This window comes from Streptomyces sp. NPDC002476 (assembly GCF_042889785.1).
Lineage (GTDB): Bacteria > Actinomycetota > Actinomycetes > Streptomycetales > Streptomycetaceae > Streptomyces.
Genome location: NZ_JBIARH010000054.1, coordinates 1 through 16,245, shown reverse-complemented (window position 1 = coordinate 16,245; position 16,245 = coordinate 1). Strand labels below are relative to the sequence as shown.

Annotated in this window: 15 protein-coding genes and 1 pseudogene; 8 read left to right on the top strand and 8 right to left on the bottom strand. The window is 73.1% G+C overall.

Annotated elements, in window-relative coordinates; all coding sequences use genetic code 11:
* Window positions 1-90 precede the first annotated feature (90 nt).
* Window positions 91-1,788, bottom strand: coding sequence for a GAF domain-containing protein (locus tag ACFYXM_RS33470; RefSeq protein WP_389295158.1), 1,698 nt, complete (start codon window positions 1,786-1,788; stop codon window positions 91-93).
* 528 nt (window positions 1,789-2,316) lie between these two features.
* On the opposite strand from ACFYXM_RS33470, the gene ctaD reads away from it, so the two are divergent.
* From ctaD to ACFYXM_RS33455, 3 genes are all read left to right on the top strand, one after another.
* The gene (gene ctaD / locus ACFYXM_RS33465) at window positions 2,317-4,062 is read left to right on the top strand and encodes a cytochrome c oxidase subunit I (RefSeq protein ID WP_389295193.1); all 1,746 of its coding nucleotides are present in this window, start codon (window positions 2,317-2,319) and stop codon (window positions 4,060-4,062) included.
* Between the two features lie 49 nt (window positions 4,063-4,111).
* On the top strand, window positions 4,112-4,510 hold the full coding sequence (locus ACFYXM_RS33460; RefSeq protein ID WP_389295156.1) for a hypothetical protein: 399 nt from the start codon (window positions 4,112-4,114) through the stop codon (window positions 4,508-4,510).
* Between the two features lie 109 nt (window positions 4,511-4,619).
* Window positions 4,620-6,644 (top strand): tetratricopeptide repeat protein, encoded by a 2,025-nt coding sequence (locus tag ACFYXM_RS33455; RefSeq protein ID WP_389295154.1) that lies wholly within the window; start codon window positions 4,620-4,622, stop codon window positions 6,642-6,644.
* 251 nt (window positions 6,645-6,895) lie between these two features.
* Here ACFYXM_RS33455 and ACFYXM_RS33450 read toward each other — a convergent pair whose 3' ends face one another.
* Together ACFYXM_RS33450 and ACFYXM_RS33445 are read right to left on the bottom strand one after the other, a co-directional pair.
* Window positions 6,896-7,807: a hypothetical protein gene (locus ACFYXM_RS33450; RefSeq protein WP_389295153.1), complete on the bottom strand. Its 912-nt coding sequence runs from the start codon at window positions 7,805-7,807 to the stop codon at window positions 6,896-6,898.
* Window positions 7,701-8,603, bottom strand: coding sequence for a hypothetical protein (locus ACFYXM_RS33445; RefSeq protein WP_389295151.1), 903 nt, complete (start codon window positions 8,601-8,603; stop codon window positions 7,701-7,703). The genes ACFYXM_RS33450 and ACFYXM_RS33445 overlap by 107 nt, the downstream gene beginning before the upstream one ends.
* A gap of 187 nt (window positions 8,604-8,790) precedes the next feature.
* Between ACFYXM_RS33445 and ACFYXM_RS33440 the strand changes: the two genes are divergently transcribed.
* Window positions 8,791-9,003 (top strand): hypothetical protein, encoded by a 213-nt coding sequence (locus tag ACFYXM_RS33440; protein ID WP_389295149.1) that lies wholly within the window; start codon window positions 8,791-8,793, stop codon window positions 9,001-9,003.
* The gene (locus ACFYXM_RS33435; RefSeq protein ID WP_389295147.1) at window positions 9,004-9,258 is read left to right on the top strand and encodes a hypothetical protein; all 255 of its coding nucleotides are present in this window, start codon (window positions 9,004-9,006) and stop codon (window positions 9,256-9,258) included.
* Between the two features lie 83 nt (window positions 9,259-9,341).
* Here the strand turns inward: ACFYXM_RS33435 and ACFYXM_RS33430 are convergent, their stop codons facing one another.
* Window positions 9,342-9,962 (bottom strand): L-threonylcarbamoyladenylate synthase, encoded by a 621-nt coding sequence (locus tag ACFYXM_RS33430; RefSeq protein ID WP_389295145.1) that lies wholly within the window; start codon window positions 9,960-9,962, stop codon window positions 9,342-9,344.
* Between the two features lie 152 nt (window positions 9,963-10,114).
* Here ACFYXM_RS33430 and ACFYXM_RS33425 point away from each other — a divergent pair, with 152 nt between their 5' ends.
* The gene (locus ACFYXM_RS33425) at window positions 10,115-10,306 is read left to right on the top strand and encodes a hypothetical protein (protein WP_389295143.1); all 192 of its coding nucleotides are present in this window, start codon (window positions 10,115-10,117) and stop codon (window positions 10,304-10,306) included.
* A gap of 109 nt (window positions 10,307-10,415) precedes the next feature.
* Here ACFYXM_RS33425 and ACFYXM_RS33420 read toward each other — a convergent pair whose 3' ends face one another.
* Entirely contained in the window at window positions 10,416-11,639 is a 1,224-nt protein-coding gene (locus ACFYXM_RS33420) for an AI-2E family transporter (RefSeq protein ID WP_389295141.1), read from the bottom strand.
* 228 nt (window positions 11,640-11,867) lie between these two features.
* Between ACFYXM_RS33420 and ACFYXM_RS33415 the strand changes: the two genes are divergently transcribed.
* The gene (locus ACFYXM_RS33415; protein ID WP_389295140.1) at window positions 11,868-12,023 is read left to right on the top strand and encodes a DUF6131 family protein; all 156 of its coding nucleotides are present in this window, start codon (window positions 11,868-11,870) and stop codon (window positions 12,021-12,023) included.
* A 95-nt stretch (window positions 12,024-12,118) separates the two neighbouring features.
* Window positions 12,119-12,769, top strand: a pseudogene (locus ACFYXM_RS33410) (RraA family protein); the annotation flags it as partial.
* A gap of 177 nt (window positions 12,770-12,946) precedes the next feature.
* Here the strand turns inward: ACFYXM_RS33410 and ACFYXM_RS33405 are convergent.
* From ACFYXM_RS33405 to ACFYXM_RS33395, 3 genes are all read right to left on the bottom strand, one after another.
* Window positions 12,947-13,999: a polyprenyl synthetase family protein gene (locus ACFYXM_RS33405; RefSeq protein ID WP_389295139.1), complete on the bottom strand. Its 1,053-nt coding sequence runs from the start codon at window positions 13,997-13,999 to the stop codon at window positions 12,947-12,949.
* On the bottom strand, window positions 13,996-15,054 hold the full coding sequence (locus tag ACFYXM_RS33400; RefSeq protein ID WP_389295137.1) for a tetratricopeptide repeat protein: 1,059 nt from the start codon (window positions 15,052-15,054) through the stop codon (window positions 13,996-13,998). The genes ACFYXM_RS33405 and ACFYXM_RS33400 overlap by 4 nt, the downstream gene beginning before the upstream one ends.
* Before the next feature lie 420 nt (window positions 15,055-15,474).
* Window positions 15,475-15,798 (bottom strand): hypothetical protein, encoded by a 324-nt coding sequence (locus ACFYXM_RS33395; protein ID WP_389295135.1) that lies wholly within the window; start codon window positions 15,796-15,798, stop codon window positions 15,475-15,477.
* Window positions 15,799-16,245 lie beyond the last annotated feature (447 nt).

Sequence of the window (16,245 nt, the reverse complement as noted above, 5' to 3'; positions counted from 1 at the left end):
CCGCTGCCACCGGGAGCCGGCCGACCTCGGGCCCGACGCAGACCCCGGGGCCGGCGCCAGGTCCGGCGTGCGCCGCCCGCTTCCGGAGCGTCAGCCGTGGAGCGGGGCACGCCACACGACGCGGGTGCCGCCCTCCGCGGGGCGCTCCACGCCCAGCGTGCCGCCGCACAGCTCCGCCCGGGTCCGCATGTTGGCCAGCCCGCCGCGCCGCACCGGCTGCCCGTCGCCCCGGGCCGCCGCCCCCGCGCCGGGAACGGTCGTGTGGGCGTCCGGGACACCGATGCCGTCGTCGGTGACGGTCAGGGTCACCGCGTCGTCCGCCGACAGCACGATGTCGATACGGCTCGCGCCCGCGTGACGGGTCGCGTTGGACACCGCCTCGGCGGCGACCGCCACCACGTGTTCGGCCAGTTCGTCCGGGACGGTGGTGTCGACCGGTCCGTCGATCCGCACGGACGGCCGGAAGCCGAGCGCGCGCGCCGCCGTGCGGGCCGTCTCCGCCATCCGGTGCCGCAGCCCGCTGTGCCCGGAACCGCCCGCCGTGCGCAGATCGAAGATGGTGGACCGGATGATCCGGATCGTGGTGTCCAGGTCGTCCACCGCCCGGCTGACCCGCTCCGCCGCGTCCGGCCGGTCCGCGATGGCCCGGGTGGTGCTCTGCAGCGTCATCCCCGTCGCGAACAGCCGCTGGATCGCCAGGTCGTGCAGATCGCGGGCGATCCGGTCCCGGTCGTGCATCACGGCGAGCTCCTCGGACTCGGCCCGCCCACGGGCCAGTTCCAGCGCGATCGCCGCCTGGTCGGCGAAGCCGGACACGAGCGCCACCTCGGTGTCGTCGAACGGCGGGCGGCCCACCGGCCGCCCCAGACGCAGCGCGCCCATCGCCCCGCTGCCCAGCCGCAACGGCACCGCCACCACCGGACCCAGCCCTTCCTCGGCGCCGCCGCCGAACGGATGGGCCCGCGGATCCGTCCGCACGTCGGCACAGTACGCGGGCGCCCCGCTCCGCGCGGCGAGCCCGGCCAGCGATCCCGAAGCCGGCACGGACAGCCCCGTCACATGTTCGCTGTCCCGCCCATGGGCGACGGCGACCGTGAGCCGCTCCTCGGCACCCGACGCCGGGCCGGGCGCAGCGACCGCCGTCCCCGGCCGTGCCCCGGGCAGCAGGACCGCCGCCCGGTCCGCCCCCGCCACCTCCATCGCCCGTTCGGCGATCAGATGCAGCACCTCGTCGGCGGCCGCACCCGACAGCAGGGCACGGGTGATCTCGCCCAGCGCCTCCAGGCGCTGTTCCCGACGGCGGCTCTCGTCGTACATCCTGGCGTTGTCGATGGCGACCCCGGCGGCGATCGACAGCGTGGTCAGCACCGCCTGGTCGTCGTCGTCGAAACCCGCCCCGCCCCGCTTCTCCGTGAGATACAGGTTGCCGAACACCTCGTCGCGCACCCGGATGGGCACCCCGAGGAACGTACGCATCGGCGGGTGGTGCGGCGGAAAGCCGTAGCTGCGCGGATGACTGCCCAGATCGTTCAGCCGCAACGGCTCCGGATGACGGATCAGTTCGCCGAGGATGCCACGCCCGCACGGCGACTGCCCGATCCGGGCGGCGACCTCCTGCGACAGCCCCACCGGCAGGAACTCCAGCAGCTTCTGCCCGTCCCCGATGATGCCGAGCGCCCCGTACTCCGCGTCGGTCAGCGTCACCGCCGCCTCGACGATGCCGCGCAGCACCTCGGGCAGCTCCAGGCCGCGCCCCAGCCCCATCACGGCGTCCAGCAGACCCCGCATCCGGTCCGGCCGGCTCGGCTGCGGCCACGCCGCGTGGCGTGGGCAGGAGGCCCCGGACGGTCGGGCCCCCGGTGCGGCCGGGGCGGGTATCCCGGAAGCGGAGCCGGGCGCGGGAGGTGCTGTCTCTTCCATCGGGTCGCCGTTCTCTGGTGCCGTGTGCCGTACGTCGTCCGCCGTACGCCGGGATCTGATCACCGGATCACCGCAGGGCTGGAACCGGTCCACGACCTGTCAGCCTACGGCAGCCCGGAGGACGGGGAACCGGCGGTGCACGCCCTCGCGCGGGAGGAAGCGGGGCCGACCGGCCCCGCACGAGGACCGCCGCAGGGCCGACCGGCCCCGCGGAAGGTGCCCGTCGGCCCCTGGGGAGCGTCCTCGCCCGCGAGCAGCATGGTGCGGCGCCGGGAAGGTCCGGTCCGTCCGTCCCCCGTGAGCAGCCGGACCTTCCCGACCGTCCCGGACCCCGCACCCGGGGCCGGGAACGTTCTGAGAACCGCAACAGCTGGAGGAACAAGTCCGGTGGACGCAATGGAAACGCAGGGCAGCGAGGCCGCTCCCGCACAGGGCCCCCAGCCCCCCGGGCCCCGGCCCGTGCCCACGCCGGGCCCCGACCGTCCCGTCACCGGGACCGCTTCCGGGAACGTCCCCGGCCGCCGCCCCTCGCGCGGCCGCCTCGTCGTCTCGTGGCTCACCACCACCGACCACAAGCAGATCGGCACGCTCTACCTCGTCACCGCCTTCGCCTTCTTCCTGATCGGCGGCGTGATGGCACTGGTGATGCGGGCCGAACTCGCCCGCCCCGGCACGCAGATCATGTCCAACGAGCAGTTCAACCAGGCGTTCACCATGCACGGCTCGGTGATGCTGCTGCTGTTCGCCATGCCGCTGTTCACGGGCTTCGCGAACTGGCTGATGCCGCTCCACATCGGCGCCCCCGACGTGGCCTTCCCGCGGCTGAACATGCTCGCGTTCTGGCTGTTCCTCTTCGGGTCGCTGATCGCGGCGGCGGGCTTCCTCACCCCGCAGGGAGCCGCCGACTTCGGCTGGTTCGCCTACGCCCCGCTGTCCGACGCCACGCACTCCCCGGGCATCGGCGCCGACATGTGGATCATGGGCGTGGCCCTCTCCGGCTTCGGCTCCATCCTCGGCGCGGTGAACTTCATCACCACCATCATCTGCATGCGTGCCCCGGGCATGACCATGTTCCGGATGTCGATCTTCACCTGGAACGTGCTGCTGACCGCCCTCCTCATCCTGATGGTCTTCCCGGTCTTCGCCGCGGCCCTCCTCGCACTGGAGATGGACCGCAAGTTCGGCTCGCACATCTTCGACGCGGCCAACGGCGGCGCCCTGCTGTGGCAGCACCTGTTCTGGTTCTTCGGGCACCCGGAGGTCTACGTCCTGGCCCTGCCGTTCTTCGGCATCGTCTCCGAGGTCGTCCCGGTCTTCTCCCGTAAACCCATGTTCGGCTACATCGGCCTGATCAGCGCCACCATCGCCATCGCGGGCCTGTCCGTCACCGTCTGGGCCCACCACATGTACGCCACCGGCGGCGTGCTGCTGCCGTTCTTCTCCTTCATGACCTTCCTGATCGCCGTGCCCACCGGGGTGAAGTTCTTCAACTGGATCGGCACCATGTGGAAGGGGTCGCTCTCCTTCGAGACACCGATGCTGTGGGCCACCGGCTTCCTCGTCACGTTCGTCTTCGGCGGACTGACCGGCGTCATCCTGGCCTCGCCCCCGCTCGACTTCCACACCACCGACTCGTACTTCGTCGTCGCCCACTTCCACTACACCCTCTTCGGCACCGTGGTCTACGCGATGTTCGCCGGATTCCACTTCTGGTGGCCGAAGTTCACCGGCAAGATGCTCGACGAACGCTTGGGGAAGATGACCTTCTGGGTACTGACGGTCGGCTTCAACCTCACGTTCCTCGTGCAGCACTGGCTCGGCTCGCAGGGCATGCCCCGCCGGTACGCCGACTACCTGGCCGCCGACGGGTTCACCGCCCTCAACACCCTTTCCACCATCGGGTCGTTCCTCCTCGGGCTGTCCTTCCTGCCCTTCTTCTACAACATCTGGAAGACCGCCCAGTACGGCGAGAAGGTCACCGTCGACGACCCCTGGGGCTACGGCCGCTCCCTGGAGTGGGCCACGTCCTGCCCGCCGCCCCGGCACAACTTCACCTCCCTGCCGCGCATCCGCAGCGAGTCGCCGGCCTTCGACCTGCACCACCCGGAGATCGCCGCACTCGATCACGCCGGATCCCACTGATCCGCCGACGACCGGATTCGTGCCCCGTTCCCAGAAGGAGAGATGACCGATGTCCCATGGAGTCCTGGCGCTCGGCGTCGCCGTGATCTGCGTATCGGGGCACGTCTGGTACCTGCCCGCGTGCATCGACCTGCGCGCGGCGCAGGACCGCCCGGAATCACGGCGGCCCGCCGCGGCCGCCGTGCTGACCGGGTGGGCGACCGCAGGCCTGACGATGCTCCTGCTGCTCGCACCGTTCACCCCCTGGGCCGCCGTGGCGGTCGGGTCCGCCGGACTCTCCGCCACCCTGACCCTGGCCGTCCGCTCGTGGCTGCTCCGGCGCCAGGAGCAGTGCGAGGAGGCGGCCCGCTGGGCCGCCCTCCTGCCGGTGAGTACCGCCGCCCCCGCCCGGCGCCCCGATTCCGCCCGGCGGGCGGGGCCCGCCCGGCACACCGAGGACGACCGCTGAGTCCGTCGCGGACGACCGCCGGGCCCGCCGTGACGGAGCGGGCCGGGCACCGGACGCCACGGCGCCGATCGGGGTAGTGTCGGGTGAGGACCATCGGATCGGAGCCTGGATGAGGGTCGAACTGCCGCCGGAGCCGGTGCACTTCGTCAACCGCGAGGACGAGAGGGAGCTTGCTCTCCGCGCCGTCGAGGAATGGCGGGGCCGCTCACGGCCCCTGGTCCTGTCGCTGACCGGACCGGGCGGACTGGGCAAGACCGAACTGGCCTTCCTCCTCGCCCGGAACCTGCGCGACCGCTTCCCGGACGGCGTGCTCACCGTCGACCTGGACGACTACCGGACGGGCGGCGAGCTGGACCCCGGCGAGGTGCTGGCGCAGCTGCTCGACTCCCTCGACGTGCCGCCGGATCTGCTGGAACGCCAGTTCAGGGCGCGGTGCCGCCAGTACTGGAAGAAGACCGCCGACAGCCGGCTGATCGTCGTCGTGGACAACGCCCGCTACGCCTCGGAGGTCGTTCCCCTGCTGCCGGCGTCGGGCGGCAGCCTGGTCGTCGTCGCGAGCCACGGTCCGCTGTACGACCTGGAGGACGGCGCCGCCGTCGACATGGCGCTGCCGGCGCTGACGGACCCCGCGGCGACCGAGCTCCTGGAACTGATCGTCAGGGACCAGCGCCTGACCGCCGATCCGGAGGCGGCCCGCAGCATGGTGCGGCTCTGCCACGGTCTGCCCGCGGCCTTGCACGTCGTGGGGCGCTGGGTCCGTGCCCACCGGGTGCGGCCGCTCGACCGCCTGGTCGCCGACCTCCGCTCGGAGCTGGACGAGAAGGGGGTGTCGCCCGGCGTGGAACGCGTCTGGGACACGGCCTACCGCGGCCTGTCCGGCCCGGCGGCCGCGCTCTACCGGCTGCTGCCCGCCCACCCCGGCCCCACCTTCACGACGGAATCCGCCACCGCCCTGCTGGGACGGGGCCCCGGGACCGGACAGGACGCGCTGGAGGAGCTGCACCGGGCCGGCTTACTCGAACTCGCCCCGGAGCGGCGGGGAGAAGCGGGCCGGATGCGCCTGCCCGGCCCGCTGCACGCCCACGCCCGGCGCCGCTCCCGCGACCACGACGTGCGGGACGAGTCGGCCGAGGCACGGACCAGGGTGGTGCGCTGGTACGTACGGCAGGCCCAGCTCGCCGACCGGTACACGGCCGGCCCGCGCCTGGTCGTCGCGGACCTCTTCGATCCCGTGCCCGGCGCACCGGACGTGCCGCTGGAGGACCCGGCGCAGACCGTCGACCCGGCCGTCCGGTCCGGGCGCTCCGAGCGTGCCGCCCGCTGGCTGCACGCCGAACGCCACGCGCTGTACGCGTGCGTGCGCCTGGCCCACGGACAGGAGCTGGACGCCGAGGCCGTGGCCCTGTGCGAGCCCGTGTGGACATACGCGCTGGACCACCCCCACCAGTCCGATGTGACCGAGGTCTTCCGACTCGGCGCCGCTTCGGCCGTCCGTTCCGGCAACGCGGCCTGGGTGGTGCGGATGCGTTGCCAGCTGGCCCGGCCGCTGTGGGAATCGGAAAGACTGGACGAGTCCGGGAGGGAGATCGCGGGGGCGCTGGCGGCCGTCGATCTGCTGGGCCCTTCGGTCCGGGACCGCAAGCTCCACGCCTCGACGATCGAGTTCCGCGGCATGCTCAACTCGGCGCGCGGGGACTGGAACGCGGCGATCGGCGATTTCGCTCGCTCCCGCGAGGTGCACAGGACGATCCCCAACCCCTACGGGGTCCTGCTGCAGACCTACCGGATGGGGCAGGCGAGCGCGGAACTCGGCGACCTGGAGGAGGCGGAGCGCCTGCTGACCGAGGCGTACGACTCAGCCGTGGCGGACCACCGCGAGCGGATGACCGCGCGCACCGGCTTCGTGCTCGGCGGCGTCCTGCGGCGGCTGGGCCGCACCGACGAGGCCCGTCGGCTGTACGGCGAGGCGCTGGCGATGGCACGCCGACGCAGCTCGGAATTCGAGCAGGTTCGAGTCCTCGACGCGTTCGCGGAACTGGCCCGTGACGAGGGACGGGACACGGAGGCCGAAGAGCACCGCGCCGCCGCGGATGCCATCCGGAACCGCAACGGCCTGGGCCGCGAGGAGAGCTAGTGCCGGGAGCGGCACTAGGGCGTGTTTCGAACGTCCCGTCCGGCCCGCGGCGTCTGGCACGGCGCCTCGCCGCGTTGTCGGGATCGTCCACGTACGCCCAGTACGAGGACGCCCCTCCGCCTTGCGACGCACCGCACCGGACGCCGCGGGCCCCGCCCTTCGGGCGGACGACGCTACTTTCGAAACACGCCCTAGTCCGTTTCTTCGAACTGCCGCCTGCCGTAGAACGACAGGGCCTGGGCGTACTCTCCTCAGAGCAGCCGCCCGGACTCCTCGTCGGTGGCCGGGCGGACCAGGACGGAGAACGCCCGGTCGCCGATGCGACAGGTCAGCCGCACCTCGTCCTCGGGCCCGCCGGGCCGGCCGGACAACCAGGTGTGGACAGCGGACAGGGCGGCGGCCGGGTCGGCGCGCACGACGCGACCGTCCTCGGACCGGGGCCCGACCAGCACGGCACGGGCGTGCGCCTCGCCGCGGAGCGCGAGCACGCACAGCTCGGCGGAGAGCACGGCTGCGGCCGTGCGGCAGCCCGGGTACTCGGAGAGGGCGTGCCGGGTCCACCCGGACGCCGTCCACGCCGCGTCCGGCGGAACGGCGGCAGGCGGGAGCACGCGGCGGTAGAGCAGACCGGCCGCACGGGCGAGCCGTTCCCGGGCGGCACCGTGCTCCACCGCCAGGTGGTGCCCGGGCGTACCGAGCCCGGCGGGGCGCCGGTCGATGCGGATCGCGGTGCCGGAGACCTCGGCGTGGACGTCGAACGCGGCGGGCACGCGGGCGGCGCCCGCGGGGGAGGGCAGCAGTCGGGGCGGGGCGCCGAAACGGGGCGGGGCGAGGCCGAGAAGGGCGTACACCTCGGTCCGCAACAGGTCCAGTGCCTCGCCGCAGCGGTCGAACGCCGCCCGCGCCGCGTCGCGTCCGGGCCCCGGCCGGTACGCGGCCAGTGCCTCGCGCACATCGCGGGCGTCCCCCAGTTCCGGTATCCCTCCCAGGAGGGTGTCCATCGGGCTGCCGGGGATCAGTTCGCCGCCGCCGCGGTGGACGCGCACGACCGGCCGGTCACCGGCCGCCGCGTAGTACAGCGCCGTCGAGCCGTGATCGGTGATCAGCGCGTCCGCGGCGATCAGGACGGATGCCCAGTCCTCGTACGGAGCCGTCAGTACCATGCCGGCGTCCAGCGCGGGCGCCAGACGCTCGGTCAGTTCGTACTCGCCCAGTCGGCTCCGTTCGTTGGGATGCGATCAGCGCCAACTGGTACTCGTCGTGGGGGAGATGAGTCGCGAGCTCGGCGGGGAGACCGGGACGCCGGTGGAGCAGGGAATCCGGACCCCAGGTCGAGGCGAGCACGAGCAGGGTGCGCGGCCCGGTGCCGAGGGCCGCCCGGTACCGGTCGCGGAGGGACAGGGAGGCGAGGACACGTTCCAGGGTGGGGTCGCCGATGACCCTGGCGCGCTCGGCGGCCTCGGGGCCGACGGCGGCCAGCCGGGCGACCTGGTCGGGGTGGGCCAGGGCGTGCAGGGTGATCGGGGTGCCGTCCTCGTTCGGCGCCAGGTACCGGGGGTCCAGTCCGGAGGCGGAGTCGGCGCGGCCCTCGCCCGGAATGGACTTGTTGAACCCCGCCCCGTGAGGGAGCAGCACGCGCGTACCGCGGAGCCGGTCCAGCTCGCCCTTGGGGCTCGCCGCGAGCACCAGGTCGTACGTACGCCGGCACGCCTCCTCCCACGGCAGGACGCGGCCCTTGACGGCGTCGATCACGGACAGGGTGTCGATGTCGAAGTCGGATCCGGGGACCAGTGTGAAGAGGCGGGTGAGCCGTTCATCGCCCGAGAAGGCGAGGAGGGTGTCCAGGAGGCGGTACAGGGCCACCGCCGACCGGGCGGCCAGCAATACGGACCTCTCGCCCGTCGCCCGTCGCCCGTCGCCCGTCGCCCGTCGCCCGTCGCCCGTCGCCCGTCCACCCAAGCCTCCATTCTATCGTGCAGCGGTCGCTTGGATCCGGCGTTTCCGCAGATGGGGGAAGGTGGTTCGCGTCGTCGAGCGACATGGTCCGATCGTACCGCGCGACGGCTTCCGGCCGGACGGAAGTGATCCGTACCGCACCTTCGGCAAGTGCGGTGCGCGGATCCGGGGCGATCGCGAGGATGGCGGAATGAGTGAGCTCGGAATCGCACTGATCGCCGCGGGGGCGGCGATCGCGGGCAGCGTCGCCACAGGATGGTTCACCCGGAACGCGGGGATCCGGCAGGCCGAAGCGGCACGCCGGGCCGGTGAACGGCAGGCCGACGCGCTCCTGGAGACGGTCCGGATGACGCTTCAGGAGCAGGCGGCCGTGCGCGTGCTCGCTCTACGGCGCCAGACCTAAGTGCGCTTCCTCGAAGCGGCGGAGGCCCGGATCCTGACCGAGCGGACCGGCCGGGGGCGCGGGGACGACGACGGAGTGCTGGAACGCGCCCTGGGCACGGTCCTCCTGGAAGGGCCGGCCGAGGTCGCCGCCGCGGCCCAGGACCTCGTCGACCGGCTGCGCCGGCACGAGACGCCCGACGACCTCGTGGAGGCGAAGCTCGCCTTCCTTTCCGCCGCGAGAACCGCCGTGAGCCCGCCCCCACCAGCCGGATAGCCGGTGCCCGTGGCACCTGTCGGCCGGATAGCGGGGGACAGGGGTGACCGGACAGCCGCCGGGGGCGGCGGCCGTCGGTTCCGCTACTCGAAGCGGGTCGCGTCACCGGCCCCCCGGCGCACGACCTCGACCTCGTCGCCGGAGAAGTCGACGACGGTCGTCGGCTCGGTGCCGCAGTCGCCCGAGTCGACCACGATGTCCACCACGTGGTCGAGCCGTTCCTTGATCTCCCAGCCCTGCGTCAGCGGTTCGTCCTCGTCGGGCAGGAGCAGCGTGCTGGAGAGCAGCGGCTCCCCGAGCTCGGCGAGCAGCGCCTGGGTGACGACGTGGTCGGGGATCCGGACGCCGACCGTCTTCTTCTTGGGGTGCAACAGCTGACGCGGCACCTCCTTCGTCGCGGGGAGGATGAACGTGTAGCTGCCGGGCGTCGCCGCCTTGATCGCGCGGAAGACGTCGTTGTCGATGTGGACGAACTGTCCCAACTGCGCGAAGTCCCGGCACATGAGGGTGAAGTGGTGCCGGTCGTCGAGATGCCGGACCGACCGGATCCGTTCGAGCCCGTCACGGCTGCCCGGCCGGCATCCGAGCGCGTAGCAGGAGTCCGTCGGATACGCGACGAGCGCTCCCGACCGGATGCTCTCGGCCACGGTCCGGATGGTGCGCTGCTGGGGGTTTTCGGGGTGCACGTCGAAGTACTTCGCCATCCGCCGAGTCTAACGACCTCACCCGCGATAGAGAGCGGGCTCCCGACGCCCTGCGACTCCGCCTCCGGCGTTGTCGCCGGTCACCGACGCCCCTTCCCCGAGCTCTCAACTGCTTTCGAGGAGGGAGACCCCATCCGCCTCTCTCCTCCGCCGTGCTGGTCCTCCGTTCGGTGCTGGGCCTCTCCGCCGACGTGCCGGGCGGCACACTCACGGTCGTGCCCGCCTTCGCCGAGGGGTACCGGCCGTTGCGGGTGGAGGGGCTCGAAGTCGCGGTCGGGCGGTTCGACATCCGCGTCGACGCCGACGGCACGGCGCACGTCGACGCGCCAAGGGCCCGGAGGTGAGGCGGGGACACCTGAGCCCGCGTTGACGTCGGGTCGCGGCGTCCCGTCGGGGGCGGCGCCGGGCGTGCCCGGGTCGGCGGGGCGGGGAGCGCGCGCCGGGGCGGGCGGTTCAGCGCGTCGTGCGCGTGGTCCCGCCCGCCCGGCGCAGCGCCTGACGGACCGACCAGAGGACGGAGACGAGCGGCACCGCCACCACGGCACCCAGCACCCCCGCCGTGATGGCGCCGCCGATCACCGCGACCGCGACCACGACGGGGTGCAGACGGACCGCCCAGCTCATCACGATCGGATGCAGCAGATGGCCCTCGATCTGCCCGATGACCACGATCAGCGCGATGACGACGACCGCCACGACCGGACCCTTCGCCGCAAGGGCCACCACGGCCGCGATCGCGAGCGCGATCGGCGAGCCGATCAGCGGGACGAACGCGGCGAAGAACTCCAGCAGTGCCAGTGGAACCGCCAGCGGCACCCCGAGCGCGAACAGGGCCAGCCCGACGAGGACGGCGTTGGTCGCCGCCACCAGGACGATGCCGTGGGTGTACCCGGTGAACGTCCGCCAGGCCGCCCGGCCCGCGATCTCCACCCGGTCCCGGGCCGTCGCCGGGAGCTGCGCGCAGAACCAGTCCCAGTGCCGGTCCCCCGAGTGGATGAAGAAGACCGAGCAGAACAGGGCGAGCGCGAACACCGTCACCACCTCGACCAGTCGCCCCACCCCGCTGAGGGCCGTACTGATGACGACGGAGCGATGACGGGAGAGGTACTCGCCGATCCGGGACTGGAGATCGTCGAGCACATGTGGGTCCAGCCGGAACGGTGCCTCTTCCAGCCAGCGTTTGATCCGCTCGAGTCCGTCACCGAACTCCCGCTCCAGCCCCGCACTTTCCCCCGCCACCGCCTCGCCGACGAGACTGAGTATACCGAGGACCAGGACGATGCTGCCGAGCACGGCCAGGGCGACGGCCAGCGGCCGGGGCAGCGGACGGGCGAGGAGGTCCGCGACGGGCCGCAGCATCGCGGTGCCGACAAGGCCGAGAAAGACGGCCACCGCCACCTCGTGGAACCGTCCCAGGACGGAGAAGACCGCGTAAACGACGGCCCCCACGACGAGGATGCGCCAGGCGTACGCGGCGCACACCCGCAGCGTGGGGTTCACCCGTGGCTTGCGCCGACCGCCGCGGGGCGGGGCGGGACGTGCGCGCGCGATCCGGGACGCGGGGCCGGGCGATCCGCGCCGCGCCCGGCGGGGGGCGGCACGAAGACGCGTCCGGCGTGCTCCGGGCTGGCCGCCGGAGGCCGTGCGGTCGGGCTGCGGATGCGATGGCCTGGGCATTCCCCTGCTGGTACCAGCAGGGACGGCGTCGTTCGGGGCTCGGGGGGCGACATGCGCGGGAAGTCACCCTACGGGCGGAGCCCCGGGCGTGCCCCGGGGCTCGCGCCGCGAGGGGGGAGGGCGTCCGGGCCGGTGGCCGGGGGAGGGGTGTCCGGCCACTGACGTTCCACGTCACCCCGACGTGGTGTTCGGCGCATACTGGAGTGAGATGCGTGATTGGAGGACTCCATGATCGTCCTTGGTGTCATTCTGCTGATCCTCGGCCTGGTGACGGGCATCTCGATTCTGTGGACCATCGGCATCGTGCTGGTCGTGATCGGACTCGTCCTCTGGGTCCTGGGCACCGCGGGGCATGCCGTGGGCGGGCGGCGGCACTACTGGTAGGACCCGGTCCGCCCCCAGTAGCATCGCGCCCCGACCCCGCTGCCGTCGCCCGCTGTTCGAGCGGAGGACGGCGGCACACTGGCAGGGAGACCGTGCTGCTGGGGGCGTTTGACGACCTGTCCACGCCGCTGGTGGCCGACGCGTGCCTCCGTACCGGAGTCCTGCTGCGTGCCGCACCGGCGGGCATCGGCGCGGTGACGCCGGGGCACCGCATCGTCGGCCGGGCCCTGCCGACGCGGCGCCACGGCAGCGTGGACGTCTTCCTGGAGGCGTTCGATGCGGCGGAACGGGGCGACGCGCTGGTCGTCGACAACGGCGGCCGGACGGACGAGGCGTGCGTCGGGGACCTGACGGTCCTTGAGGCCGAGTCGGCCGGGGTGGCGGCCCTGGTGGTGTGGGGACTGCACCGGGACACCCCGGAACTGGCGCGGATCGGTGTCCCCGTGTTCAGTTACGGCAGCCATCCCTGCGGCCCGGTCCGGCTGGACGATCGGGAGCCCGGGGACCTCACCACGGCCCGGGGCGGCCCGCACCCGGTGAGCCGCGGGGACATCGTCCTGGGCGACGAGGACGGGGTGCTGTTCGTCCCGGCCACGAGCGCCGGGGAAGTACTGGCGGCCGCCCGCGCGATCCGGTGCACCGAACGCGAACAGGCGGTCAGGACCAGGGCGGGCGAGACGCTGCGCCGGCAGACCTCCTTCGAGGACCACCTGGCCCGGCGGTCGGCCGATCCTTCGTACACCTTCCATCACTCCTCGGCGGCGCCGCCGAGGAGTGACCCGGACCGGTCGGGGGCAGGTCCGTCCGGGGTGCGGGGGACCGGCCCGCCCCGAGCGGGTGCCCGCCCCGGCACGGTCCGAGACCGGTGCCGGGCACGGGTGCGGAGAGCCGCAACGGCCTCCCGCCGGACGTCCGCAGCGGACTCACACGGCCCGTTCGACGAGGAACGGGAGCAGCGCGAGGATCTCGTCGAGCGCGCCCGGGGCCAGGGGAACGCCCTCCAGGCTGCGGCGCGCGCCCTCCAGGTGCCGGTGCGCCTCGGCGAGCGTCGCCTCCCGCCCGCCAGCCTCCTCGACGAGACCGGCTGCCCGCCGTGCGGCCGGGGCGTCGAGCGGGTCCCCGGTGCCGAGGAGAACCGCCAGACGCCCGGCGGCAGGACGGTCCGACGCGAGGGCCGCGAGCACGGGGTACGTCTTCTTCAGCCGGCGCAGATCGCTGTGGACGGGCTTGCCCGTGACCTCCGGATCACCCCAGATGCCGAGAAGGTCGTCCACGGCCTGGAACGCGACCCCGAGGTGCCGGCCGGCGTCGGCAAGGGCGTCGACGGTCGCGGACGGGGCACCCGCGAGCACACCGCCCAGCCCCGCCGCGCAACCGAGCAGCGCACCGGTCTTGTGCTCGGCCATCCACCGGTACTCCCGCGGTCGCACCGCCTCCGGCCCGGTCCAGGGCCGGGACTCGAAGAGCAGGTCCTCGGCCTGACCGCGTACCAGGTCGGCCAGCGTTGCGGCGAGATGCCGCACCGCTGCCGCGCCGTGCGGGCCGGGAGCCTCGGCCAGCGTCCGCACGGCCAGCGCGAACAGCGCGTCCCCCGCGAGGATCGCCGGTCCCGTCCCGTACGCCTTCCAGACAGTGGCGCGCCGTCTGCGGGTCTCGTCGCCGTCCATGATGTCGTCGTGGAGGAGCGAGAAGACATGGATCAGTTCGACGGCGACCGCACCGACCACGGCCTCCTCCGCGGGCGCGCCCGCGGCCTCGGCGGCGAGCAGCGCGAGGGCCTGACGGACCCCCTTGCCCTGCGAACCCGGCGGTGGGCTGCCGTCCGCCGTGTCCCAGCCGAAGGAGTAGGCGGCCATCTCCGCGTGCCACGGGTGCAGTTGGCGCACGGCACGTGCGAGCTCCGGGCGGACCAGGTCGCGGCAGCGGCCGAGGATCTGCGGTGCGGTGGGCCCGCGCGTCACGGACGGAGAGGTCATCGTCGCCCGCTCTTCTCGTCCGCGTCATCGGCCGGTGCCACACCGAGTTCGGCGAACGCCTTGTCCACCATCTCGCGGGCGTTGAGCAGGCCGATCCGGTCCAGGGTGCGGCGCAGTTCGGTCAGGTCGGCGGCGGTCTCGTCCGGGGCGCGGCCGAGTCGGGCGAGCGACTTGACCAGTCCCAGCCGGGCCAGGGCCTCGCCCCGGGGTTCGGTCATGGCACGGAACTCGTCGAGCGCCTGCGCGTAGACCTGGCGCGCCTCCTCGTAACGGCGGGCACGGAAAAGGACATTGGCGCGCATCTTGTGGTTGTACGCCAGGGCGCTGGACAACTTCATCTCGCGGCACGTGAGTTCGGCCTCCGAGAGCAGGGTCAGGGCGCGCTCCGGGTCGTCCCGCAGGGAGATGATGTCGGCCATGCCGCGCAGGGCCCAGGCCCGGCCCCGCCGGTCGTCCGCGGCCCCGGCCAGTTCGGCCGCCTCCTCGAACATGGCCAGCGCGCTGTCCAGCGAACCGGTGTTGCGGTGGATCTGGGCGATGCCTTCCAGGGCCCAGACCGTGTGGCGTGCCTCGCCCCGGGCGCGCGCCTCGGCCAGCAGTTTTTCGTGCAGGGCCGCGACGGTCCGGTAGTCGCCCTGTATCCGCCCCGTCTCCGCGAGACCGGCGAGGGAGTACCCGCGCGCGACGATGTCCCCGCCGCGCTCGCCCATGTCGGCCGCGAGCTCCAACAGGCGGAATGCGAGCCTGAGTTCACCACGCTGCCGGGCGAGCGTCCCGCCGCTCCACAGCGCCCATGCCATCGCCCCCTGGTCGCCCGCCGAACGGGCCGCCCGGTAACTGGCCTTCCATGCCCGGTCCGCCTCCTCGACGTTGCCGAGCCGACGGTGCGCCTCGGCCACCGCGAGCCCGCAGCGCGCCACCTCCTGCTGCGACCCGGTGAGCTCGGCCTCCCTCAAGTGCCGTAGTCCTTCGGCGAGTACGTCCGTGAGTGAGGAGTTCACCGACATCTTGGTGAGGGCGCCCTGGTACTCGGGTGCCAGTGCCTTGCTGTGCATGGAAGCCTTTCGCGCGCGTCCGGGACGCCGGCAGTGACTCTATGCACATCGTGTATACACTCGGTGCATAGTTGACTGGTGGTCGCACCCGGGCACTCGTGGGGGTTCTCGGACAGGGTGTCTCTTGCGGCGAACCGCTTTGTTGTTGATCAAGACGGTGGGATGGTGCCCGAGGTTGCTCCGGGACCAACGGAAGTCGCACACCGGCTGATTCGCGCCGAGGGCCGGGGGGTGGGACATCGCTTCGGGTGGGCGATTCGGTCCGGAGAGCCGGATTGCCGGGTCCCGATGGCCGGTTCGGGACGGATCACGTTGTCCGGGCCCGGGACACGCGGCGGTGCCGCGACGGGCCCGCCCCCGACATCCGAAGGGCCCGCGCCGACGGCGAACCGGCGGGCGCGGGCCCGGTCCGGCCGTACGTCAGCGGTCGAGCGGCCTGCCCCAGGAAGCGGGGACGGCGGAGGCGAGGTCGGCCCCGCGCACCGGGCGACGCTCGTCGTACCAGACGGCGGTCAGCGGCACGTCGAACGGGAACTCGATGTCCGTACCGTCCTCGAACGAGACGACCACGTGGGTGTCCGGACCCGACGGGTGGTTGTCCACCCACTGCACGTGTTCCACCGTGGGCGTCAGGACCCCGTTCGGATCGACCAGTCGGTAGCCCTCGTCCACCTCCTGGGACTGCACGGGCATCAGTGCCGGCTGCTCCCTCGCGGCTTGCTCGTTGCGGAAATACGTCGTCATCCGGCCAAAAGTACCGGAGCCCGGGCTCCGCGACGGGCCGCGGATGCGAGTGATTCGCACGACCGGGTGGTCCTCGGCGAACGGCTCGCGCGAAGGGCCACGGCCCCGTGAGCACGGGGCCGTGGTGGGGCTGAACGGCCGCCGAGCACCGTCGACGCGCCGCCGTCCGCGGGCGGAGCCTTCCTCCGGCCCTCGCGCGGGGACGAGGCCGTCGCCCGGGCACCGGACCGTTGTCCCGGCCGCGACCCGCGGACGGAGCCGTACGGGGCCCCGCGCCCCCGTACGGCTCCGGCCGGGGGCGCTCGCGAAGCGCCACCGGCACGTTCTGGCTAAGGGCTGTCCCGTAATCCGTGGCGGACCAGCGCGCGGCGTCAGATGTGGTGCATCGCAAGGCGGAGGGGCGTCCGCATACTGGATGTATGCGGACGTTCCGACAACGCGGCGAGG